Source organism: Allobosea sp. 01N443, assembly GCF_056399325.1.
In genome coordinates this window covers 1-21,192 of record NZ_JBFTRC010000095.1, presented here as the reverse complement: position 1 = coordinate 21,192, position 21,192 = coordinate 1, and the positions used below count along the sequence as shown (strand labels likewise).

Sequence of the window (21,192 nt, the reverse complement as noted above, 5' to 3'; positions counted from 1 at the left end):
CGTTGGCTTCGAGCTCGTCGAGCCCCTCGACGAGGCGGGAGCGCATCGGCGCGTTCCAGGCGTTGAGTATCTCCGGGCGATTGAGGGTCAGGATGCCGACAGCGCCACGCAGTTCGACCAGAACAGAGTCCGTCATACCGCTCTCCGATGAATGTTTATTGTTATGCGATAACTTCTATTGAATAATCTGCGCGAAAGGCTCACCTTGTCAAGGCCATTGGCCACGGCCATTGATTGAGCGAGGAGAACAGCCCCGATGACGATGCCGGAAGCGACACAGAACGGCCGCAGGAAAGCGGCGGCACCAGCCGATCAGGCCGGGCGCAAGGACGATGCGCTGATGGTCAACTCGGTCGAGAAGGCCTTCCGGGTGCTGTCCGCCTTCGGCCGCCAGCACCAGACGCTCAACCTGTCACAGGTCGCCTCAGAGACGGGGATGGATGTCAGCGCCGCGCAGCGCTTCACCCACACGCTGACCAGGCTCGGCTATCTCCGCAAGGATGCGCAGACAAAGCGCTTCGAGCTGACCGCGAAGACGCTCGATCTCGGCTATCATTTCGTGCGCAGCAGCCGTCTTCTCGACCGGGCGATGCCCTATCTCATGCATCTGAGCAAGGAGACGGAGGAGACGGTCAATCTCACCGTGCGCGAGGGAACCGAGATCATCTTCGTCTCGCGCTTTCTCAGTCGCCATGTGCTGAACACCGACGTCATCATCGGCACGCGGATGCCGGCCTATTGCACCGCGCCGGGCATCGCCATGCTCTCGCGCCTGCCGGAGGACGAGGCGATGGCGATCATCGACGCCTCCGACCTCCAGGCCCACACGCCCTCGACGACCTGGCAGCGCGATGCCCTGCAAGCGAAGCTGCGCCAGGCGGCGGCGCAGGGCTACGCCACCGCCTTCGAGGAGGTCTATCTCGGCGACGCCTCGATCGCCGCGGTGATCGTCGATCATCACGGCCGTCCGGAGGCCGCCGTGAACATCGCCACCTCGACCTCGCGCTATAGCCATGCGGAGGTCGTCTCCCGGTTTTCCTCCCTGGTCATCGCCACCGCGCACGCGATCTCGCGCGTCTGAACCGCAAGCACGAGGCGCTTGACGGTCGACGCGTGTTTTATCAATATTCGAAAACTATTATTGCATTGAAATAATTCCTGGACCCCGCATGGACGCTCCGAAGGCCCAGTTCCGCCGCGTGGCAGCCCGTACCGGGCCCCCCGCGACGCTCAGCTTCGACGGCACGACCATCCGGGCGACGAGTGGCGACAGCGTCCTCGCCGCGCTGCTGGCGAACGGCGCGCTGCTCCGCCGGCTGGAATTCGGCGGCGAGCCGCGGGCCGGCTTCTGCCTGATGGGGGCCTGCCAGGATTGCTGGGTCTGGAGCGCTGAAGGCGGCAGGCTCAGGGCCTGCACCACAAAGGTCGCCGACGGCATGGTGCTGTTTGCCGAACCGCAGCCTGTGGCTGGCGCCCATGGCTGACATCGTCATCATCGGCGCTGGCCCGGCCGGCATCAGCGCAGCCGAGGTGCTTTGCGCACAGGGGCTGCGGCCCATCCTGATCGACGAGGGCGCGCGGGCGGGCGGGCAAGGCTATCGCCGGCCGGCCGATGATCTCGCGCTCGACATGACCAGGCTGATGGGTTCGGAGGCCGGGAAATACGTTGCGTTGCATCGCCGCTTCGCGGCCTTGCGCCCGAAGATCGATTACCGCCCGCGGACGCTGGTCTGGGCCATCGACGGCAACCAGCTGCATCTGCTGTGCGACGAGCGGGCCGAGACGCTCGCTTTCGACAGGCTGCTGATCGCCAGCGGCGCGATGGACCGGGTGGCGCCCCTGCCCGGCTGGACCCTGCCCGGCGTGTTCACGCTCGGCGGCGCCCAGGTCGCGCTGAAGGATCAGGGCTGCCTGATCGGAAGCCGCGTCGCCTTCCTCGGCTCGTCGCCCCTGCTGGCGCTGGCGGCGAAGCAGTATCGCGACATGGGCGCGCAGATCGCCGTGATCGCCGATACGACGCCCTTCGCCGCCAAGGCCGCCACGATCCCGGCCCTGCTGCGAGCGCCCCGGACGCTGCTGCGGGGCATCTGGTACATGGGCGCGTCCCTCCGCGCCGGCACCGAGATGCTGCACGGCGTGACGCCGATCGCCGTCGAGGGCGCGGACCGCGTCGAGGCTCTGGTGCTGGCCGATGCGCGTGGCCGCGAACGCCGCTTCGCCTGCGATGCCGTCGCGCTCGGCTACGGCCTGAAGCCCGAGACGCAACTGGCCGACCTGGCGCGGGYCGAGTTCGCCTATGACCCGGATTTCCGGCTGCACCTGCCCAGGATCGACAGCCTGGGCCGGGCGAGGCCGGGCCTCTACCTCGCCGGAGACGGGGTGCGGATCGGCGGCGCCGACGCGGCCGAAGCGAGCGGCGCGCTCGCCGCCCACGCGATTCTCGCTGATCTCGGCCATCCGCAGGATAGCGAGGCGGTGCGGCGGCTGGCACGGCAGGTCGAGCGCCTGCGTGCTTTCCAGCTCGGGCTGGCGCGCGCCTTCGCCTGGCCGGCGGCGCAGATCGCCGTCCTGCCGGATTCCGTGACGCTGTGCCGCTGCGAGAACGTGACGGTCGGCGAGGTGCGCGCGGCGATGGAGAAGGAGCTCGGGCCGATCGAGGTCAACCGGGTCAAGGCGATGACGCGCTGTGGAATGGGCCGCTGCCAGGGCCGGGTCTGCGGCCCTGCCCTGCAAGAGATCGTGGCGGCGAAGAGCGGGCAGGATGGCGCTTGCGCCGGGCGGCTGCGCGGCCAGGCCCCGGTCAAGCCGATTGCGCTCGCGGCAGCCGGGGATGCGGCATGAGCGAGCGCACGAGCGATGTCGCGATCGTCGGCGGCGGGCTGATCGGCGCCTGGACCGCCTTCTTCCTGGCGCGGCGCGGGCACAGCGTGACCGTGATCGAGAAAGGCCTGGTCGGCGCCCAGTCGAGCGGCGTCAACTTCGGAAACCTGCGGCTTCAGGGCCGCTTTCCCGGGCAGTACCCGCTGTCCCTGCGCTCCCAGGCCCTCTGGGAGGATTTCGATGCCCTGATCGGCGAGGAGTGCGAGTTCGAGCAAACCGGCCATCTCTATCTCGCCTATGACGAGGCGGAGCAGGCCAAGCTCGAGGGCTATGCCGGGGTCTCGGAATCCTACGGGCTGGCGATCGAGCGGGTCGGACCTGCCGAGCTCCGGCGGCGCTGGCCCTGGCTCGGCGAACGGGCCGTCGCCGCCACGTTTTCGGCACGCGACGCCACGGCCAATCCCAGGATCGCGACGCCGGCCGTGKCGCGGGCCGCGGCCAGGCTCGGCGCCGTCATCCGCGAGAACACCCGCGTCACCGCCGTGGATCGCGCGGGCGACGGCTTCGCGCTGACGCTCGCCGATGGCGCGCGGCTGAGCTGCGGCGCGCTCGTCAACTGCGCCGGCGCCTGGGCGCTCGACATCGCGGAGCGGTTCGGCGAGACCGCGCCGGTCTTTCCGGCCGGCCCGCCGCAATTCGTGACGGAGCCGTTTCCCTACGCGATCGGGCCCTCCGTCCAGGCGATCGACGGGTCGGTGATCTTCCGGCAGATCCCGCGCGGCAACATCATCCTGGCCGGCTATCCGCGCACGGCGGCCGATCCGGAGGCGAACCGGGCCCCCGTCCCTCCCGCCAAGACGCTGGCGGCGATGCGGGCGCTGGCGCGTGTCGCGCCGATGCTCGCGCATTGCCATGTCATCCGCGCCTGGTCCGGCATCGAGGCCTATCTGCCAGACATGATCCCGGTGATCGGGCCGAGCGAGACGACCGCCGGGCTGTTCCATGCCTTCGGCTTCTGCGGCCACGGCTTCCAGATCGGCCCCGGCGTCGGATTATGCCTCAGCGAGATGATCGTGGACGGCGCAACGCAGACGCCGCTGGAGCCCTTCTCGATCGGGCGCTTCCGCCAGGCAGCCACCGTCAGCGAGAAATTCCGCAAGGAGTTCGACTGACGCCCCCAAAGCGCGCTGCCGATCCTGCGGAAGCCCGCCAACGACCAGCACGGGCTGGCGGTTTTCCGGGATCATGGGCATGACCGGGATCGGCCGGGAGCTGCTCATCGCGGCCGCCGCGCGGCCGAGATCGCCGGGGATCTTGCCAGTCGATGTTGCCAGTCGATGTTCCCTCGGATCTTGCCCTTGTATCCAAGCGACAGGGACAGGCGCGGTTCCGTCGCGGCACGGATGATCGCCTTCGTCGCCTGGTCGCCCGCCCCCCCTGAGAGAGCCATCGGAGCCTCTATTCGTCGGGGGCGCAGCTATGTTGCGGCTCTGGTAGCGGGTCTTGCGCGAGTGTGCGCGCAGCGCCTTCCGGCGCCACGCGAAGCCACGCGTCTCTCAGATCGCCGGTCGAAAAACAGCGAGCAGGATGGGGCTCGCCGCCGAAGACGTGCCGCTGCGATGCGTTAAAGGATCGGCCCGAAAAGTGGATTGCGGTTTTCGGGGCAAAGCCGATGCTAACACAAAGGGTTAGATCATCGGGGCGGATACGATGTCCGGTCCGATGAGCTAGCGAGCGAAAACCCGGTGTGGCATGGCCTGCGCGAGGCCCATGGCGCGCTGCAGATGGTCCTTCACATGCACTTCGGCCAGTGCGGCGTCGCCGGCGAGGATGGCGCGCGCGATGGCGCGATGCTCGGCCAGCGAAGCGGCGATGTTCTCGGCCTTCAGTGTTCCCGCCAGCTGATACATCAGGACAGGGAGCCGAAGCTGCCGCGTCAGCTTGAGCAATTGCTCGTTGCCGCTCGCCGCGACGACCGCATCGTGAAACTGATGGTTTTCGTCGATATATTCAGCGCCCGGAGGGCGCGGGTGCTCGTCCCAGATCGCCTCGATCTCCCGCTCGAACCGCGCTTTCGTCACCGGATCGGCCATCGCTTCCGCAGCCAGCCGGGCAGCGAGGGTCTCCAGGCCGAGCCTGATCTGGAACAGCTCCTTCATCTCGCGCAGGGTCAGGCGGCGCACGAGGGCGCCGCGATGCGGCACGATCTCAAGAATGCCCTCCGCGGAGAGGCGTCGAAAGGCCTCGCGTAGCGGCCCCCTGCTGACCCGCAGATCGCGCGTCAGGTCGGCTTCGATCAGGCGTTGGCCCGGCGCATAGCGCCCCTGGAGCACACCGGCGCGCAAATGATCAAGGACGTATTCGACGGTTCCGCCGCGCGCCGGGCCTTCGGCGTTCTCGGGCTCCGGCAGAGCGCTGGCGAGGTGGGTGTCGAGTGTCGTCATGACGATCTGCCTATCAGCAGGAAACCCGGTTGACAACGTTTCGACCTGCAATATTGTCCTACAAACTTAAAAGACAAAACAAGCCGAAAGCGGCGAAGAGGAAACGCCTGTCCCCCATCCGGGACTGATCGCACGGCTCTCGCCGCTGCGCGGCTTTCGCTTCGCCTCGTGCTGGCTGCGGCAGGAGGAGCGACATGTTGATTGGCAAGGCCGGCCCGGCCATCACGGGCATCTGTACGTCCACTCCGGACCGGATCGAGATCCGGGGCAGGGACTTCGCCAGCGAGATCATGGGCCATTATGGCTTCACCGATTTCTTCTTCTTCCTGGTGACCGGCGAAAAGCCGTCGGAGCAGCAGCGCTATTTCCTCGATCTTCTCCTCGTCGCGATCGCCGAGCATGGGCTGACACCGACGGCGCAGGCCGCCCGCATGACGCTGGCCGCAGCGCCCGACAGCCTGCAATGCGCCGTTGCCGCCGGAATTCTCGGCTGCGGCACGGTGGTTCTGGGCACGGCCGAGCTGTGCGCCAAGGTGCTCGCCGAAGCCGCTGCCCGGGTCGATGCCGGTGAGGATCCCGATGCCGTCGTCAACGACATCGCCGCCAGGACACGGCGCGAGGGCGGCAAGATGCCGGGCTTCGGCCACCCGATCCATCATCCCGTCGATCCGCGAACCGAGCGGATCTTCGCCCTGGTCGAGGAACGCGGCATTTCCGGTCGCCATCTCGACCTCCTGAAGCGGATGCGCAGCGCTGTCGCCACGGCATGGGGCCGCCRGATGCCGCTCAACGTCTCCGGTCCGATCGCTGCCGTGCTGATGGACCTCGATTTCCCGCACACGATGATCAAGGCCGTGCCGATCCTGGCCCGCACCGCGGGACTTCTCGGGCATCTCGCCGAGGAACAAAAGCGCCCGATCGGCTTCATTCTCGCGCACCACGCCGAGGAAGCGATCGCCTACGACCCCACGATGTAAGCGAAGGACCGGGACATGCTCCAAGAGCCCGATATCGAGACACTTCCCTGGCCCGAGCAGCGCGCGCTTGACGACCGCCTCTATCGCGAACAGGTCGGCTATCTCTTCGAACACTCGCGTTTCTTTCGCGACAAGCTGCAGGCGAACGGCTTCGCGACGCCGGAATCGGTCGGCGGGCTCGACGACATCGAAGCCCTGCCCCTGACCGAGAAGGATGAATTGCGGCAGAGCCGCAGCGAGGCCCATCCGATCGGGACGCATCTCGCAGCGCCCCTGGAGGAGGTGGTGCGCATCTTCTCCACCAGCGGCACGACCGGGATTCCAAGCTATATTCCGCTGACCGCAGGCGATCTGGAAAACTGGGTCCGAACCTCCGCCCGCAGCTACGGCGCCAGCGGCCTGAGCAAGGGCGAGCGCGTCATCTCGACCTATAATGCCGGGCCGTTCGTCGCCGGCGCCGCACTCGATTCCTTCCCCCGCCTCGGCCTCTGCCACATCCCGGTCGGGACCGGGAATACCGAGCGGCTGCTCGCCGCCGTGAAACTGCTCAAGCCGCAGATCCTCGCCTGCACCCCGTCCTATGCGCTGCATCTCGCCGAGATCGGCGAGGCGCGCGGGCTCGACCTGCCCAATAGCAGCATCAGGCGGATCATGGTGGCCGGCGAACCCGGCGGCGGCGAGCCGGCCATGCGCGAGAAGCTCGAACAGGCCTGGAATGCCAAGGTCACCGAGGCGATGGGGATCGGCGATATTTCCGTCTCGCTCTGGGGCGAGTGCGAGCAGCAGCAGGGCATGCATTTTTCCGGCCGCGGCTTCGTGCATTTCGAGCTGATCGATCCCGAGACCGGCAAGCAGGTTCCGCAGACCGACGGCGCGACCGGCGAACTCGTCTACACCCATCTCAGGCATCGCGGCGCGCCGCTGCTGCGCTTTCGCAGCCGCGACCATGTCGTCCTGCGCACGGGGGCCTGTTCCTGCGGCCGCACGTCGCCGCGGGTGCGCTGCATTGGCCGGACCGACGACATGCTGATCGTCCGCGGCGTGAACGTGTTTCCCTCGGCGATCCGCGAGGTCGTCAACCGGTTCGCGCCCGCCGTCACCGGCGTGGTCTCGGTCCGCCCCTCCGCGAAGGGCGTCAAGCAGGCACCGCCGCTCAAGGTCGTCGTCGAGCTTGCCGAAGGCGAGACCGCCTCGGATGGTCTGCGCGAGAAGATCGAGAGCGATATCCGCGCCACGCTGGTGGTGACCACCACCGTGCACCTCGCCCCGGCCGGCACGCTGCCGCGCAGCGAGTACAAGTCGCGACTGCTCGATTTCTCCGAAGCGTCGACGGAGACGGTCGATGACTGAGGCGCTCTGCGTGGAGGACAGGCGGACGTGACCGCGTCGATCGTCCAGGCGGTTCTGCTGTMGCTCTGCGTGGCCGGCCTCTACGCGGCCGTGGCGGCCGGGCTCACGCTCACGGTCGGCGTGACGCGCATCATCAATTTCGCGCATGGCGAATTCGTCATGCTCGGCGCCTTCCTGACCTATTGGCTCTATACCGGCTACGGCCTGTCGCCCTGGCTGGGCATGCTGGCCTCGGGCGTCGCGCTCGGCCTGTTCTCCATCCTGGTCTATCGCGGCTTCCTGGCCCGCGTGCTGAAGCAGGACGAGCACAATCAGCTTCTGGCGACGCTCGGCCTGTCCATCCTGATCCTCAATATCGCGATCATTCTGTGGTCGCCGGATGCGCGGGTGATGCAGGCGCCGGCGCTGTTGCCCTCGCTCCAGTTCGCAGGCGTGACCATTCCCGGCAACAATATCGTCGTCGCGCTGGTCGGCCTGCTGCTCTTCCTGGTCATGCTCGGCATCAAGAACCACACCCGCTACGGCACGCAGATGCGCTTCGCCAGCGACGACCCCGTGCTCGCCATGCATGCTGGCATCAATGTCGACCGCGTCTTCGAGCTGTCATTCGCGATCGGCGGTGCGGCCGCCGGCATCTCCGGCGGGCTCGTCGCGCTCGTGCTTTACGTTCAGCCGACGGTCGGCGTCGACCTCGTCATCCGCGCCTTCGCGATCATCGCGCTCGGCGGCCTCGGCAATATCCCCGGCGCGCTGATCGGGGCGGCCATCCTCGCCCTGATCGAAGGCCTGATCAGCACCTTCGTATCGGGAGGCGGCAGTTGGGGCTTCGGCGTCTCCTTCCTGGTTCTGCTGCTCGTCCTCCTGGTGCGCCCGAGCGGCCTGTTCGGCAAGCAGGTGCAGGCATGAGTTCCGGTCTTCCCGCACGGCTCGCCCTCTATGCGGCGATTGCGGCGCCACTCCTGCTGATCGCGGCCGCGGATCGGCCCTTTCTGGTTCAGGTCGCGATCGGCACGGCGATCTCGGCCATCCTCGCATTGGCCTGGGATATCCTGTCCCGCACCGGCCAGGTCTCGCTCGGCCACGCCGCCTTCTTCGGCATCGGTGGCTATGGCTCGGCCTTGCTGACGCCCGTGCTCGGCCCCGTGCTCGGCTGGACCGTTGGCATCCTGCTCTGCGGCGTGGTCGCCTTGCTGCTGGGCGCAGTGACGTTGCGCCTGCGGCGGCTCTATTTCACCATCGCGACCCTGTCCTTCAGCCTGTCGATCCATGTCGTGATCTTGGTCACGCCGGGGCTGACGGGCGGCTCGACCGGCATCATGCCGCCGGTCATCGCGGGTGGATCGCCGCCGCTGCAGCTCCTGTTCATCACCGGCTGCCTGGTCGCGGCCGCCATCGTCAGCGACATTTTCCTCGGCAGGCGCTTTCGTCCGGCCTTCTTCATGATCAGGAACAATCCCGATCTCGCGGCTGCCTCGGGTGTGCCTGTCACGCGGCTGAAAATCCTGGCCTTCGTCGTCTCCGGGATGGTCGCGGGCCTCGCCGGTGCCTGCTATTGCGGCCTCTACGGATAYGTCATTCCCGACGATGTCTTCACCACCAACTGGAACGTCCTGCCGCTCGCCGTGACCATCCTCGGCGGCATGGACACGACGCTCGGCCCGCTGGTCGGCGCCGTGGTGCTGCGTCTGCTCGAAGAGGTCGCGCGTCATGTCGTCGGCGGCGTCGGCTATCAGGTCGTCTATGGCGCCGTCATCATCCTGTTCATCGTCGGCATGCCGGAGGGGCTGGTGGGCTTCGTCCGGCACCGGCTGCGGCGGCGTCGGCCCAGGTCAGGGCAGGCGCAGACCAAGCCGAGGCTCGCATCATGACAGCGATCAGCGTCGAGACATGCACCGTCGCCTTTGGCGGCCTCAAGGCGATCGACGAGGTGACGCTGGACGTGCCCGGCCAGGCGATCACGGCGCTGATCGGGCCGAACGGGTCGGGCAAGAGCACTTTCGTCAACATGGTCTCCGGGCAGATCCCGCCGCGCACAGGCAAGATCAGCCTCGGCGGCGAGCCGATCAACGGGCTGCGTCCCGACCTGATCGTCCATCGCGGCTTGGCGCGGACCTATCAGGTTCCGCGCGTACCGAAGGAACTGACCATCGAGGAGGTGATCTCGGTCCCGCTGACCTATGCGCGTTCCGGCCGCGCCCTGCCCGGCGGCGCGCGCAGCGCCGGCGATCTCGCCCGCTATTGCGGCCTGCGTCCCGCGGTCGGCACGCGCTGCGGCCAGCTCTCGGTCTCGGATCTGCGAAGGCTGGAGATCGCCCGTGCCCTCGCCTGCCGCCCCACGGTTCTCCTGCTCGACGAGGCCATGGCCGGGCTGAGCCTGGAGGATACCGACCAGGTGATCGGCCTGGTTCGCGAGATCCATGCCTCTGGCGTCACGGTCGTGGTGATCGAGCACGTCATGCGCATCATCGCGCGTCTGTGCGGCCATGCCATCGTCCTCAATCAGGGCCGGCTGCTCGCACAGGGCAAGCCCCAGGACGTGCTGCAGGATGCCAGTGTCCGGGAAGCCTATCTGGGCAAGGGGTTCTCGCTGTGAACCGGTTCGAAGTCTCCATCGAGAAGGCGGGTTACGGCGAGCTCGTCGTCCTGCCCGGCCTGTCGCTCGCGGTCTCGGGCGGCGAGCTCCTGGTCCTGCTCGGTCCCAACGGGGCCGGCAAGACGACCGCGCTGCGCGCGCTCATCGGCACGGTCGAGACGGGGCGGCGCAGCCTCAGGCTTGACGGCCTGGATCTGTCCGGGCTGTCGCCCTGGCAACTCGCGCGCGCCCGCGTCGCCTTCGTTCCCGACGGCGCACGCTGCTTCGCCAATGCCACGGTCGAGGAAAACCTGCGCGGCGCCTTCGAGGCCCTCTCGCCGCGAGCGGCCGCTGGCGAGCGCGAGCGTCTCTTCGAGACCATCTTCGCGCTCTTTCCCATCCTGCGCGAGCGCGCCGGGCAACTCGCCGGTTCGATGAGCGGCGGGCAGCGCCAGATGCTGGCGATCGGGCGCGCGCTGATGATCGAGCCCCGCGTGCTGGTGCTGGACGAGCCCTCGGCCGGGCTGGCGCCCAAGCTGGTCGAGGAATTGTTCGAGGCGCTCGGGCGCGTCAAGGCGGCGAGTGGCTGCGCCATCGTGATGGCGGAGCAGAACTTCGCCGCCGCCATGAGCGTCGCAGATACGTGCCTCGTGCTCGACGAGGGGCAGGTCGCCCTGACCGGGACGATGCAGGACATGGCCGGCAACGAGAAACTCAGGATCGCCTATCTCGGATTTTAGCCTGAGAACCCAAGCGAAGACCTGCCGTCTGCGAGCAGGCGAATTCAGGGAGGAAAGCACGATGTGGACCAAGTTGAGAGGCCTCGTGGCGGGCGCCATGCTCGCAGGGACGGCAATCGCCGCGCCCGCATTCGCACAACAGGCGCCGATCAAGATCGGCGTGCCGCTGCCGCTGACCGGAGCGCTCGCCGGTGGCGGCACCCAGATCCTCTGGGGCATTCAATACGCCGCCGACGAGATCAACGAGGCGGGCGGGTTGTTCGGCCGCAAGATCGAGCTCGTCATTGAGGATACCAAGGGCGAGCCCAATACCTCGGCCAGCATCGCGGCGAAGCTCGCGACGCAGGACAAGGTCGACGCCTTCGTCGGCGGCTTCGGCAGCACCTCGGATTTTGCGCTGCTCAGCGCCGTGCAGCGCTACGAGCCGATCTTCATCCATCCAGGCTCGTCCTCCGTCCGGCTGGAGGAGACCTTCGGCAAGAACGATTGGTACCACCACGTCTACATCTGGGACTATCATCGCCAGAAGGCTGCGGTGAACTTCTTCAAGAGCATTCCGGGCGTAAAGACGCTGGCCATCGCCTATGAGGACAAGCTCTACGGCACCGACGGCGCCAAGTTCACCCAGCAATACGCCAAGGAAGCCGGCCTGGAGGTGGTGATGAACGAGCCCTTCCGTGCTGGGACGCCGGATTTCTCGCCGATCCTCAACCGGGCCAAGGGCCTCAACCCGGACATCCTCTTCCTGATCGGCTATTCCGGGGACAATCTCCAGATCGCCCGGCAGGCCTTGCAGCTCGGCATCAAGCCGAAGCTGCTCGTCACTCAGGGCGCCGGCGAGAAGCGCTCCGATTTCGGCCCAGCCGGCGACAATGTCGTCGTCGTCGATCTCTGGTCGGCCAAGCAGACGACGCCGGGCCTGGCAGAATGGGTCAAGAAAGCCGAGGCGAAGCGTGGCGGCGAAGTCGTGTCGAGCGCGGTGCAGGGCTACGTCGCCATGCAGACCTTGCGCGATGCAGCCAAGGCGGCCGGCTCCTGGGACCGGGCCAAGATCCTGGCCAATCTCGGCTCCACGACCTTCGACACGCCCTATGGCAAAGTCGCCTACACGGCCTCGGAGATGGGGGGCAAGCACCAGCTCATCACCGACGCGAGCATGATCGCCGTGCAGTACAAGCCCGACGGGGGCCAAGAGGTCGTCTGGCCGGCCGAGAAGGCCGCGGCCAAGATCACCTACCCCGCGCAATAGAACCCGGCCCAAGAGAGCCGGGCGCAAAGAGAGCCCGGCCAATGCCATCGTCCCGGCCGCCGTCGCAGGCGGCCGGCCCCGCGTCAGCAGGAATCACCCATGCCCGAGACATTTTCCGAACGCCTGAGCCGGCCCGGGCTGATCGTCGCGCCGGGCGTCTATGACCTGGTTTCGGCCAAGCTCGCCGACCAGGCCGAATTCGACGCGCTCTACATGACAGGCTTCGGCGTCGTCGCCTCCCATCTCGGCTATCCCGATGCCGGTCTGGCGACCTATACCGACATGGTCGGGCGCGTCCGCCAGATCGCCGAAGGCACCGCGACGCCGCTCATAGCCGATGGCGACACCGGCTATGGCGGCCTGCTCAATGTCGACCATACCGTTCGCGGCTACGAGGCGAGCGGCGCCCAGGCGATCCAGCTCGAAGACCAGGAATTCCCCAAGAAATGCGGCCATACTCCGAGCCGCCGGGTGATTCCGCTCGAGGATGCCGTCCGCAAGATCAAGGTCGCGGCCGATGCGCGCTCGTCGCCCGCGTTCAAGATCATCGCCCGGACCGATGCCCGCACGGCGCTCGGCCTGGACGAGGCACTGCGCCGAGGAGAGGCCTTCCTGAAGGCCGGCGCCGATATCCTGTTCATCGAATCGCCCGAAAGCGTCGAGGAAATGGAGCGGATCGGCCGGACCTTCGACGCCCCGCTGGTGGCGAACATGGTCGAGGGTGGCCGCACGCCGATCCTGAGCCGCGCGGAGTTGGAGGGGCTCGGATACAGGATCGCGATCTACCCGGTTGCCGGACTGCTCGCCGCCGCGAGCACGCTKCAGGCGGTTTTCGCGCATCTCAAGTCGACCGGCTCGACGCGAAATTGGGATGGCCAGCTCTACCCGTTCACTGAATTCGTCCACATGATCGGCTTCGAGCGCGTCTGGGCGTTCGAACGAGCGCACGCAGAAGACGGGGAGAGCTGACGTCAGAGATCGAAGCCACCGATCGCTCGCCATCTTTGCGTGCCGGATACGCCAGAACCTGACCTTGGCTCAGCGATGTCAGCTATGGGCCCCGTGCCCTCGCGGAAGGTTCTCTCCTGCCCCCTCGTCCGCGACGCGTCCCGGCGCTCGATCTGGACGGAGAGGCTGAAGTCGAGCGCGCCGGAGCAGCGGCCACTCAGGGTGATCCTCGTTTCCCCCTGGTCGTGGCTGAAGCTGCAGGTGAGGGATTGGCTGAACCCGGGGCGTTGATCCTGCGCCCAGGCTGGCGATGTCGCGGCCAGGACCAGGGCCACCGCAAACGCCTTGTCGGTCAGGGTGTGTCGCATCGGTTGTCCTCCCGTCGGACAAACGTGGGAGAGCGCCTCATGATCAGGTCGGCGTGACGGATTGTGGGGCTCGGCATCCGCGGGATGACCGCGATCCCCCACCGGACGAGCCGGCGCCTCATCTCGCCTGCACGCGACGGGCCAAACTTAGCACAGCGCTCGCCCGCCGTGCCACACATCCCTCTGCCCGGAGCGACTGAGCGCATCTTCGATCGATGCGAGGGTCACGCACGCGCTATCGCAACCCGGCGATGCCTTTCGCGTCATTGTCGACGAATRATATGCAAGGCACTATCAACACGCACTGCAGCGGGACGACGGGCCAGGATCTATCGCCCAGCCGTGCCAGCGCGCGCCGGAACAGCATTCCGGGAACCGAACGAACCAAGGGGATGACGACCGATGACGATTGGGGTGGGAGGCTCGAGCTTCGAGGCGGAACTCGCCAGGCTGAATTCGATGACGTCCGGCGTCGAGCCGATCGCGGTCGCCGAGTTCAAGGCCCGCATCGCAAAGGCGCAAGCGCTCCTGCGCGAGCAGGGGCTGCAGGCGCTCTATCTCGATACCTCGGCCAACCTGCACTATTTCACCGGCATCCAGCTCAAGCTCACCGAGCGCTTGCATGGCGCGATCATCCCGGCAGAGGGCGACATCGTCTATCTCAGCCCGGCCTTCGAGGAGCCGAAGACGCGCGAATACATGCAGTTCGGCGAGGATGTGCGCTGCTGGGAAGAGCATGAGGACCCGACCGCGCTCGTCGTCGAGACGATCCGCAGCCTCGGCTATGAGAGCGGCACCGTCGCACTCGACCCCCATACCCCCTTCTTCATCGCCGACGGATTACGCAAGGCCGGCAACCGCTACAGCTTCGCCAGCGGCGGCCCGATCGCCGCTTCCTGCCGCCAGCTGAAATCGGCAGCCGAGATCGCGCTGATCCAGCGTGCCATGGACATCACCATGGAGGTCCACCGGGCTGCGGCGCGGGTGCTGCGCGTCGGCCTGACGACGACGGAGCTGGTCGAATTCCTCGACCGCGCCCATCGCAAGCTCGGGCTGAGCTCGACCTTCGGCGCCGCGCAGTTCGGCGAAGCCACCGCCTATCCGCACGGCGTCCCCTATCCGCAGACGCTGGCGGACGGCGACATGGTGCTCATCGACACGGGGACCAGGCTCGGCGGCTATCACTCCGACATCACCCGAACCTATGTCTTCGGTGAGCCGACAGAGCGTCAGCGCGAGATCTGGAACCTGGAGAAGCGCGCACAGCTCGCCGGGTTCGGGGCGGCCGTGCTCGGCGCGCCCTGCGAGGCCGTCGACCAGGCTGCGCGCGGCGTGATCGAGGCCGCAGGCTTCGGCCCCGGCTACAAGGTGCCGGGCCTGCCCCATCGCACCGGCCACGGTCTCGGCCTCGAGATCCACGAGGAGCCTTTCATGGTCAAGGGCAGCCGGACGCCGCTGGCGGCGGGGATGTGCTTCTCGGTCGAGCCGATGATGTGCATCTACGGCGAATTCGGCGTTCGCCTCGAGGACATCGCCTATATGGCGGAAGGCGGTGCGCGCTGGTTCACGCAGCCGGCCCACAGCGTCGACGATCCCTTCGGCTACGAAGCCTGAGCCTCTCGCGGCAAGGCAAGTCGCAGCAAGGGACGCGCCTGCGCTCCTGCGACCCAGGGTTCAGCCTGGGTCGCAGAAGTAGTAGAAGAAGAGCCTGCCCACCGGGCGGGCATATGTCGATAAATCCTCGCGAGCGGGACCCAGGCCCTCGACACCAGCCGAAGCATCGGCCCGCCTGCGAATATGTGGGCCGCTCAGGGCAGCGCGGCGATTGTGGCGGTCACCTCGCCGCCACCGCGGCGCAAGGTGTTGAAGATCGGGCATTGATCGAGAAGGTGGCCGAGCAGCTTGGGCGCCTCGGCCGCAGACACCCCCGTGACCGAAATGGCGACATGGATCGCCGAGAAGCGCGTCTCGTCCTGCTCGTCGCGCGTCGCATCCACCGCTGCGGAGATCGCCTGGAAGGCGATGCCATGCTCCAGCGCATCACTTTCGGCGCTGGCGAGAGCGCAGGACCCCAAGGCCGCGACCAAAAGCTCGATCGGCCCCGGCGCGACCGAAGGGATCTGCCGGACCATGGCTGAATCGGACAGCAGGACCTTGCCGTGCCCCTCGATCACATAGCGACCGGGCGCCCCGGAGGTGGAGGCCGTGACGCTGTATCGTCCGCTCATCGCTTGGTGTCCTGCTGTTCGACTGGGCTGGACGGGCACACTAGCCGCCCAAGCTTTGATGCATAAGAGTTTACGACGTCGAATTTTGAAAAAAGAAATAACTTTCGGAACGACCGCTATCTAGGGATTTAATTTCTGGACGTGCCCGCATAATCGCCAATTCAATTTCGTTGACGTTCAATCACTCCGCTCGATATCATTCAACATGATCGCGATCGACCTCCTATAGAAGCAAGTCTATCTCGATTACGCTCGATCACTAGCTAGAACTATTCTATTCACTGACCACAAATCTATCGCGACGCCGCGTCGCGACAGATCCCCCCTTCCCCACCACCGCCCTCCTGCCGACGTCTCGGAACTCTTCCGAGCGCGTCCGCATGGCCAGATATCGGCCGCCCCAGGCTCCAAGAACGGTTCCATGATGAAGAAGCGCTTTTCCCTTTCGCTCGCCGCCCTGGCTTTCGGCACGGCCCTCTCGCTAGCCGCCCCGGGTTTCGCGCAAACCCTGACGATCGGCGTTCGCGCCGGCCCGGAATCGGTCGATCCGCATTTCACCTCGACGGGGACGCATGCCGAGACCTTGAAGCATGTCTTCGACACCTTGGTCTGGGCGGGCGACGAGCTTCAGCTCGAGCCCCGGCTCGCGCTGAGCTGGAAACCGGTCGGGGAAACCGCCTGGGAATTCAAGCTGCGCCAGGGCGTCGTCTTCCATGACGGCAGCGCCTTCACGGCCGAGGACGTCAAGTTCTCGATCGAGCGTTCGCGCCAGATCAAGGGACCGAGCCCCGTCTCCGTCTATGTCCGCCGCGTCAAGGAGGTGACGATCATCGATCCCTATACGCTGCGGGTCGAGACCGACGGCCCGGCGCCGACGCTGCCCAACGACTTCGTGCGCCTCTTCATCGTTTCGTCCAAGGCCGCCAAGGAGCTGCTGACGGCGGAGGCGGCGAATCCCGCCTTCAACTCCGGCAAGGCCGCGATCGGGACCGGGCCCTACAAATTCGTCTCGTGGACGCCGCGCTCCGAGCTGGTCCTGGAGCGGTTTGACGGTTTCTGGGGCGAGAAGGAGCCCTGGCAGCGCGTGGTGCGCAAGGAGATTCCAAACGATGCCTCGCGGGTCGCGCAACTCAAGGCGGGCCAGGTCGACCTGATCGCCCGCGCGCCCCTCTCGGACGTGACCTCGCTTGGCCGCGATCCCAAGCTCGCCGTGACAAAGACGGACACGATCTATCTGTTCAATGTCGACTTCGATTTCCGCGAGAAGAGCCCTCAGGTCTTCGCCAGGGACGGCTCGCCCTTGCCGAAGAACCCCTTCCTCGATCCGCGCGTCCGGGAAGCCTTCGATCTCGCGATCGATCGCCAGGCCCTGGCCGAGATCGCCATGGAAGGTTTTGGCAAACCCGTCGGCCAGCTCGTGACACCCAATATCTTCGGGTTCAATCGCGATCTGCCGATCACTAGGCCCGATGCCGCACGCGCAAGGCAGCTGCTCGGAGAGGCCGGGTTTCCCAACGGCTTCAGGGTGACGCTGAGCTTCACCACCGACCGACTGCCGGGTGACAAAGAGGTCGGCGCCGCCGTCGTCCAGATGCTTGCCAGGATCGGCATCGATGCCGTCTCCAATGGGCAGCCGACGACGATCCTGTTCCCGGCACGGCAGCGCGGCGAGTATTCGCTGACCCTCTACGGCTGGAGCACCTCCACGGGGGAAGCGCACTACACGCTGGCGGCCCTGACCCACACCGCCGATATCGCGCGCCGACTGGGCGGCTACAATGTCACCGGATACAGCAATGCCGAACTGGACAGGCTGATCGACGCCGCCGGGGTCGAACTCGACGAGGCGAAGCGGCGCAACCTGCTCGAGCAGGCCGGAGCGCTGATCGGCAAGGACCGGCCGCGCCTGCCGCTGGTGCTGATCGGCACGGCATGGGCCTCGCAGAAGGCCAAGGTGACGATCAAGCCGCGCGTCGACGAAGACACGCTGGCGATGAATATCCGCCCGAGCAGGACGAACTGATGCGCTGACATCGGCGACGGCCATTCGACACCCGGGCGGCCGGCCCTGCAACGGGCCGCCCGGGCTCTTACGTCGACGCAGCGTCGACCCGTGGCGACGGCTCCGCGCCTCTTTTGAGCTCTCCCGCGTCGCGTGGACGCCTGGGTCTCAAGCGCTGAGGCCGCTCCACGCGGGAATTCCGTTCATCAGCCGGGACTTCTAGTCATCACGGTTGTCGGAGCATGTGTAGCCGACAAAGCACGATCTCGAATTCTGGGTCCTGACCCAGGCGGGCGTGAGATACATGTCCTCCGCACAGAACGCGGAATCCTTGACGTAGCGATTGAAGATGTTGGGGCCCGAATTGAGAATGGCGGAGCCCTTCGACTGGACCAGGGCTTTGGCCTCGGCACACTGCATTGTCCGTAGGTTTGGGCCCTCCTGCGCAAGTGCCATCGTGGCAAGAAGCGATGTGCCCAGCGCAAGGGTGAGGGTCTTGGCGCAGCGGCTGGCAGTGACAAGTGGCTTCATGGCTGTTTGCTCCCTATCGCGTCGTGAGAAACGTCGTAGTCGCCTCCTGTGGGCGGACGCCTGCATTGACGGGGCAATGCCGGCGCCGAAGCGTCGTCATCTGGTGCATCTTCGCGCACCATGCCGGCAGCAGGCTCGCATGACCTGCGGTGGCACTCCTACGTTGACACCCGTTTCGGGTGTCGGGCTACTCACGCATCGGTGAGGTTCGCAATCCCCGCGTGTTATCTCCGATCGCGCAAACGGCGTGAGGGTGACGGCGCGCCTGCCACTGGCGCTGATCGGCGCGGCATCGGCCTCGCGGAAGGMCAAGGTGACGATCCGGCCGCGCGTCGACGATGGCGGAGAAAGCTATCCTCGACGGCACCTGGAAGCCTCCGATTATCGCGAAAGTGAAGTGAACGGAAAATCCGGCCAGTCACCGCAAGCTTGAGTTCAGAAAGTAATCATCTGGCCGATTGCGATCCGTGCGATGGCAGGCCGGAGCTACCTTCAATTTCTCATGTCCGCCTTTGGCTCCCAGCCAAATCTCAGCTTTCCACCCATGTGTGCCATTGGAGCGGGGAGGTGGCTCTCCGGGAAGCGGACGCCGAACTCACTTGCGGCCAGAGGTGCCTTCCTATGCTCCGAAAATCGACGGCCGCGAACGGCGGGCGGTTCGGTCGATGGCGTGCGCCACGGTACTGAAGAACTGCGCGGGCAGATCGTGTCCCATCCCATCGATCAGCATCATCTCCGCATCCGGGATTGACGCCGCGGTATCCTGACCGCAGCCGGGGTGAACGAGAGGATCGTTCGTCCCGTGAATGACGAGGGTCGGCGCCTTGATCGTAGCCAGTTGTGACCGGCGGTCACCGGCCAGCGCAATTGCCGCAAATTGGCGCCCGAACCCGCCTGGTACACGACCTCGCCGAACCTCCTCCCGGAGGAGAGCACGGCAAGCCTCTTCGTCGAACGAATAAGCGGTGCCAGCGACGCGCCGGGCGAAGGCGACGCCGTGATCAAGGAAGCCCGCCTCGTCCAAGACTGGATCGGGTGCGGGCCGCATCATCATTGTCATGGCGTCTGGTTCTGCCGACGGCAGGGCCGGGTTTCCCGTCGCCGACATGATCGAGGTGAGCGACAGAACACGGGACGGGTACTCGCTCGCCATCATCTGAGCGATCATCCCGCCCATCGAGCGCCCAACAACATGGGCCTGCGGGATGGAGAGGGCATCAAGCAGGCCGATTGCATCCGCGGCCATGTCGGCAAGTGTGTAGGTCACAGGTGGCCGCTGTCCCGCCATGAGGAGAGACACCAGCGTTCCGACATCTACGGTTCCATGCTGGGCGAAGGAGGTTGAACGCCCGGCATCCCGATTGTCGAACCGGATGACGCGGTAACCCAGCGCGGCCAGTTCCCGGCAAAAGGGTTCAGCCCAGCGGATCATCTGCGTCCCCAGTCCGGAGATGAGCAGGATGGCCTCCGCCGCTTCCTCACCGAAGCTGTCATAGGCCAGGGTGATGCCGTTACTGTTCAGGTTCTTCATCATCGTCCGCTTCCAGCCGTCAAATCCGGGTAGCCTGAAGTTTGTCTGCCCAGTGCGTGAGGCGCTCTTGCAGCAGGCGAGCGCGAACATAGTCGCTCTCTTCTTCCTCAAGACGCTCGATGATCTCGAACGTGAATGCCTCCGGTCCTTCGGCGCGCCACGCGTCCTGGAGGGAACGATGCGTGTTGTTTCCGAGCTGGAGGGTGAACCAAAGCCGGTTCTGGATCGTGGACAAGTCAGGAGCTTGTCCCACCCAGACCGCACCTGTGGGTATGCAGCGAACGGCGTAGATGCCGGTCGCGATCTCTCGTTTCCGATAGGCCGCTRCGGCTGCCTTCCGATCTTCGCGTTTCATGACGTGAGCGCCTCCTGACGGCGGCGACAGCTAGCCGAAGCAGTTTGAGAAAGCAATATTACCCGGACAATATTGACGTGCGCCTTTTGGCCGGGTAATAACTCGCAGTGGAGGATCCTATGTCCGATTACCTGTCCAAGATTTGCACCGCTTTCGTCGGCACGGAGCAGCTAGCGGCTGGATCTCTGATTGACGTGGCCTTGGCGATCAAGGCCGCTGAAGGCGACCGCGCTGACGCGTCCATTCTCGTCTTCGACGATGCTACGGGCTCCGTCGTGGATCTCGACCTGCGAGGCACAACCGCCGAAGTCGTGGTCCGTCTCAGCGAGCGGGGGAAGCGAAAGACAGCGGCGGCCAGGACGCAAACGGCTTCGGACACCGATGCAGAGCCTCGCGGGCGTGGGCGGCCGAAACTAGGCGTCGTCGCCCGAGAGGTCACACTGCTTCCCCGACACTGGGAATGGCTCTCCGCGCAGCCCGGCGGGACATCACAGGTTTTACGGCGCCTCGTAGACGAGGCTCGCCGATCCGATGGCGGCCAGACCCAAGCCAAGGCCGCGCGCGAAGCCGCCTACCGCTTTCTCAACGCATTGGCCGGTGACCTTCCTGGCTTCGAGGATGCTATCCGGTMCTTGTTCGCGGGCGAGGATCGGGACTTTGCCGACCGCATGAACGCTTGGCCGCCGGACGTAAGACGCCATGCTTTGAAGCTGGCGACTGGATCATGTCCGCTTCGCGCCCCTCAGGAAGCGGATCCAACAATCCGCTAACCACCCTCCTGCGACCTTCGGAACGTCAGCTAATCCGCATAGTCCCTGGCGTCCTTCCGCCCGCCGCAAGGACGATCGTGGCCGGGTACAAAACGTCAGATTCTATCCACCAGATCATCGGACCGGATATCGTATCCGGTCCGGTGATCTAACCTTCTGTGTTTGCATCGGCTTTTCCGAAAACCGCAATCCACTTTTCGGGCCGATGCCTTAGCGATGACGATCCGCCCGATCTGGACGAGCTGATGCGCTGAGATCAGCGACGGCCGCGGTGCGCGCCGGCCTCCGCTTGTGAACGCGGCAAGGG

Annotated in this window: 21 protein-coding genes; 15 read left to right on the top strand and 6 right to left on the bottom strand. The window is 66.1% G+C overall.

Annotated elements, in window-relative coordinates; translation table 11 throughout:
• Positions 1–256 precede the first annotated feature (256 nt).
• From AC1DRP_RS21690 to AC1DRP_RS21675, 4 genes are all read left to right on the top strand, one after another.
• A complete protein-coding gene (locus AC1DRP_RS21690; protein WP_441492782.1) occupies positions 257–1,081 on the top strand; it encodes an IclR family transcriptional regulator in 825 nt (274 codons plus the stop codon).
• Positions 1,082–1,169: 88 nt separating this feature from the next.
• Positions 1,170–1,484: a (2Fe-2S)-binding protein gene (locus AC1DRP_RS21685; protein ID WP_441492781.1), complete on the top strand. Its 315-nt coding sequence runs from the start codon at positions 1,170–1,172 to the stop codon at positions 1,482–1,484.
• The gene (locus AC1DRP_RS21680) at positions 1,477–2,841 is read left to right on the top strand and encodes an FAD/NAD(P)-dependent oxidoreductase (protein ID WP_476769505.1); all 1,365 of its coding nucleotides are present in this window, start codon (positions 1,477–1,479) and stop codon (positions 2,839–2,841) included. Before AC1DRP_RS21685 ends, AC1DRP_RS21680 begins: the two co-directional genes overlap by 8 nt.
• On the top strand, positions 2,838–3,992 hold the full coding sequence (locus AC1DRP_RS21675; protein WP_476769504.1) for an NAD(P)/FAD-dependent oxidoreductase: 1,155 nt from the start codon (positions 2,838–2,840) through the stop codon (positions 3,990–3,992). Before AC1DRP_RS21680 ends, AC1DRP_RS21675 begins: the two co-directional genes overlap by 4 nt.
• Before the next feature lie 555 nt (positions 3,993–4,547).
• On the opposite strand, the gene AC1DRP_RS21670 is transcribed toward AC1DRP_RS21675, so the two are convergent.
• Complete coding sequence (locus AC1DRP_RS21670; RefSeq protein WP_441492778.1) at positions 4,548–5,264, bottom strand: GntR family transcriptional regulator; 717 nt, start codon at positions 5,262–5,264, stop codon at positions 4,548–4,550.
• Positions 5,265–5,458: 194 nt separating this feature from the next.
• On the opposite strand from AC1DRP_RS21670, the gene AC1DRP_RS21665 reads away from it, so the two are divergent.
• From AC1DRP_RS21665 to AC1DRP_RS21630, 8 genes are all read left to right on the top strand, one after another.
• Positions 5,459–6,241 carry a citryl-CoA lyase gene (locus AC1DRP_RS21665; protein ID WP_476769503.1) on the top strand — a complete coding sequence of 261 codons (783 nt, stop codon included), beginning with the start codon at positions 5,459–5,461 and terminating at the stop codon, positions 6,239–6,241.
• Between the two features lie 15 nt (positions 6,242–6,256).
• Positions 6,257–7,591: a phenylacetate--CoA ligase family protein gene (locus tag AC1DRP_RS21660; RefSeq protein ID WP_476769502.1), complete on the top strand. Its 1,335-nt coding sequence runs from the start codon at positions 6,257–6,259 to the stop codon at positions 7,589–7,591.
• Between the two features lie 27 nt (positions 7,592–7,618).
• Entirely contained in the window at positions 7,619–8,497 is an 879-nt protein-coding gene (locus AC1DRP_RS21655; protein WP_476769501.1) for a branched-chain amino acid ABC transporter permease, read from the top strand.
• Positions 8,494–9,459: a branched-chain amino acid ABC transporter permease gene (locus tag AC1DRP_RS21650; RefSeq protein WP_441492774.1), complete on the top strand. Its 966-nt coding sequence runs from the start codon at positions 8,494–8,496 to the stop codon at positions 9,457–9,459. The genes AC1DRP_RS21655 and AC1DRP_RS21650 overlap by 4 nt, the downstream gene beginning before the upstream one ends.
• Entirely contained in the window at positions 9,456–10,184 is a 729-nt protein-coding gene (locus AC1DRP_RS21645; RefSeq protein WP_441492773.1) for an ABC transporter ATP-binding protein, read from the top strand. Before AC1DRP_RS21650 ends, AC1DRP_RS21645 begins: the two co-directional genes overlap by 4 nt.
• Positions 10,181–10,903, top strand: coding sequence for an ABC transporter ATP-binding protein (locus AC1DRP_RS21640; RefSeq protein ID WP_441507216.1), 723 nt, complete (start codon positions 10,181–10,183; stop codon positions 10,901–10,903). The genes AC1DRP_RS21645 and AC1DRP_RS21640 overlap by 4 nt, the downstream gene beginning before the upstream one ends.
• Before the next feature lie 61 nt (positions 10,904–10,964).
• Entirely contained in the window at positions 10,965–12,152 is a 1,188-nt protein-coding gene (locus AC1DRP_RS21635) for an ABC transporter substrate-binding protein (RefSeq protein WP_441507215.1), read from the top strand.
• Between the two features lie 99 nt (positions 12,153–12,251).
• Entirely contained in the window at positions 12,252–13,121 is an 870-nt protein-coding gene (locus AC1DRP_RS21630; RefSeq protein ID WP_441507214.1) for an isocitrate lyase/PEP mutase family protein, read from the top strand.
• Between the two features lie 2 nt (positions 13,122–13,123).
• Here the strand turns inward: AC1DRP_RS21630 and AC1DRP_RS21625 are convergent, their stop codons facing one another.
• Entirely contained in the window at positions 13,124–13,468 is a 345-nt protein-coding gene (locus tag AC1DRP_RS21625; protein ID WP_441507213.1) for a hypothetical protein, read from the bottom strand.
• 402 nt (positions 13,469–13,870) lie between these two features.
• Here AC1DRP_RS21625 and AC1DRP_RS21620 point away from each other — a divergent pair, with 402 nt between their 5' ends.
• Complete coding sequence (locus tag AC1DRP_RS21620) at positions 13,871–15,082, top strand: M24 family metallopeptidase (protein ID WP_476769500.1); 1,212 nt, start codon at positions 13,871–13,873, stop codon at positions 15,080–15,082.
• A gap of 194 nt (positions 15,083–15,276) precedes the next feature.
• Here AC1DRP_RS21620 and AC1DRP_RS21615 read toward each other — a convergent pair whose 3' ends face one another.
• Positions 15,277–15,696: an OsmC family protein gene (locus AC1DRP_RS21615; protein WP_476769499.1), complete on the bottom strand. Its 420-nt coding sequence runs from the start codon at positions 15,694–15,696 to the stop codon at positions 15,277–15,279.
• A gap of 421 nt (positions 15,697–16,117) precedes the next feature.
• Here AC1DRP_RS21615 and AC1DRP_RS21610 point away from each other — a divergent pair, with 421 nt between their 5' ends.
• Positions 16,118–17,719: an ABC transporter substrate-binding protein gene (locus AC1DRP_RS21610; RefSeq protein WP_476769498.1), complete on the top strand. Its 1,602-nt coding sequence runs from the start codon at positions 16,118–16,120 to the stop codon at positions 17,717–17,719.
• A 198-nt stretch (positions 17,720–17,917) separates the two neighbouring features.
• Here AC1DRP_RS21610 and AC1DRP_RS21605 read toward each other — a convergent pair whose 3' ends face one another.
• The 3 genes from AC1DRP_RS21605 to AC1DRP_RS21595 all read right to left on the bottom strand — a co-directional run bounded on the left by AC1DRP_RS21605 (position 17,918) and on the right by AC1DRP_RS21595 (position 20,115).
• Positions 17,918–18,229 (bottom strand): hypothetical protein, encoded by a 312-nt coding sequence (locus AC1DRP_RS21605; RefSeq protein ID WP_441507209.1) that lies wholly within the window; start codon positions 18,227–18,229, stop codon positions 17,918–17,920.
• A 619-nt stretch (positions 18,230–18,848) separates the two neighbouring features.
• Complete coding sequence (locus tag AC1DRP_RS21600) at positions 18,849–19,763, bottom strand: alpha/beta fold hydrolase (protein ID WP_476769497.1); 915 nt, start codon at positions 19,761–19,763, stop codon at positions 18,849–18,851.
• Between the two features lie 16 nt (positions 19,764–19,779).
• Positions 19,780–20,115, bottom strand: a complete 336-nt coding sequence (locus tag AC1DRP_RS21595; RefSeq protein WP_476769496.1) for a GIY-YIG nuclease family protein — start codon at positions 20,113–20,115, stop codon at positions 19,780–19,782.
• 119 nt (positions 20,116–20,234) lie between these two features.
• Here AC1DRP_RS21595 and AC1DRP_RS21590 point away from each other — a divergent pair, with 119 nt between their 5' ends.
• On the top strand, positions 20,235–20,885 hold the full coding sequence (locus AC1DRP_RS21590) for a DUF2239 family protein (protein ID WP_476769495.1): 651 nt from the start codon (positions 20,235–20,237) through the stop codon (positions 20,883–20,885).
• The last annotated feature ends 307 nt before the right edge of the window (positions 20,886–21,192 follow it).

Excerpts from the sequence above, each read along its gene's own strand:
- AC1DRP_RS21690 (WP_441492782.1), top strand. The coding sequence starts at position 257 with ATGACGATGCCGGAAGCGACACAGAACGGCCGCAGGAAAGCGGCGGCA.
- AC1DRP_RS21685 (WP_441492781.1), top strand. The coding sequence starts at position 1,170 with ATGGACGCTCCGAAGGCCCAGTTCCGCCGCGTGGCAGCCCGTACCGGG.
- AC1DRP_RS21670 (WP_441492778.1), bottom strand. The coding sequence starts at position 5,264 with ATGACGACACTCGACACCCACCTCGCCAGCGCTCTGCCGGAGCCCGAG.
- AC1DRP_RS21660 (WP_476769502.1), top strand. The coding sequence starts at position 6,257 with ATGCTCCAAGAGCCCGATATCGAGACACTTCCCTGGCCCGAGCAGCGC.
- AC1DRP_RS21645 (WP_441492773.1), top strand. The coding sequence starts at position 9,456 with ATGACAGCGATCAGCGTCGAGACATGCACCGTCGCCTTTGGCGGCCTC.
- AC1DRP_RS21635 (WP_441507215.1), top strand. The coding sequence starts at position 10,965 with ATGTGGACCAAGTTGAGAGGCCTCGTGGCGGGCGCCATGCTCGCAGGG.
- AC1DRP_RS21625 (WP_441507213.1), bottom strand. The coding sequence starts at position 13,468 with ATGCGACACACCCTGACCGACAAGGCGTTTGCGGTGGCCCTGGTCCTG.
- AC1DRP_RS21620 (WP_476769500.1), top strand. The coding sequence starts at position 13,871 with ATGACGATTGGGGTGGGAGGCTCGAGCTTCGAGGCGGAACTCGCCAGG.
- AC1DRP_RS21615 (WP_476769499.1), bottom strand. The coding sequence starts at position 15,696 with ATGAGCGGACGATACAGCGTCACGGCCTCCACCTCCGGGGCGCCCGGT.
- AC1DRP_RS21610 (WP_476769498.1), top strand. The coding sequence starts at position 16,118 with ATGATGAAGAAGCGCTTTTCCCTTTCGCTCGCCGCCCTGGCTTTCGGC.
- AC1DRP_RS21605 (WP_441507209.1), bottom strand. The coding sequence starts at position 18,229 with ATGAAGCCACTTGTCACTGCCAGCCGCTGCGCCAAGACCCTCACCCTT.
- AC1DRP_RS21600 (WP_476769497.1), bottom strand. The coding sequence starts at position 19,763 with ATGATGAAGAACCTGAACAGTAACGGCATCACCCTGGCCTATGACAGC.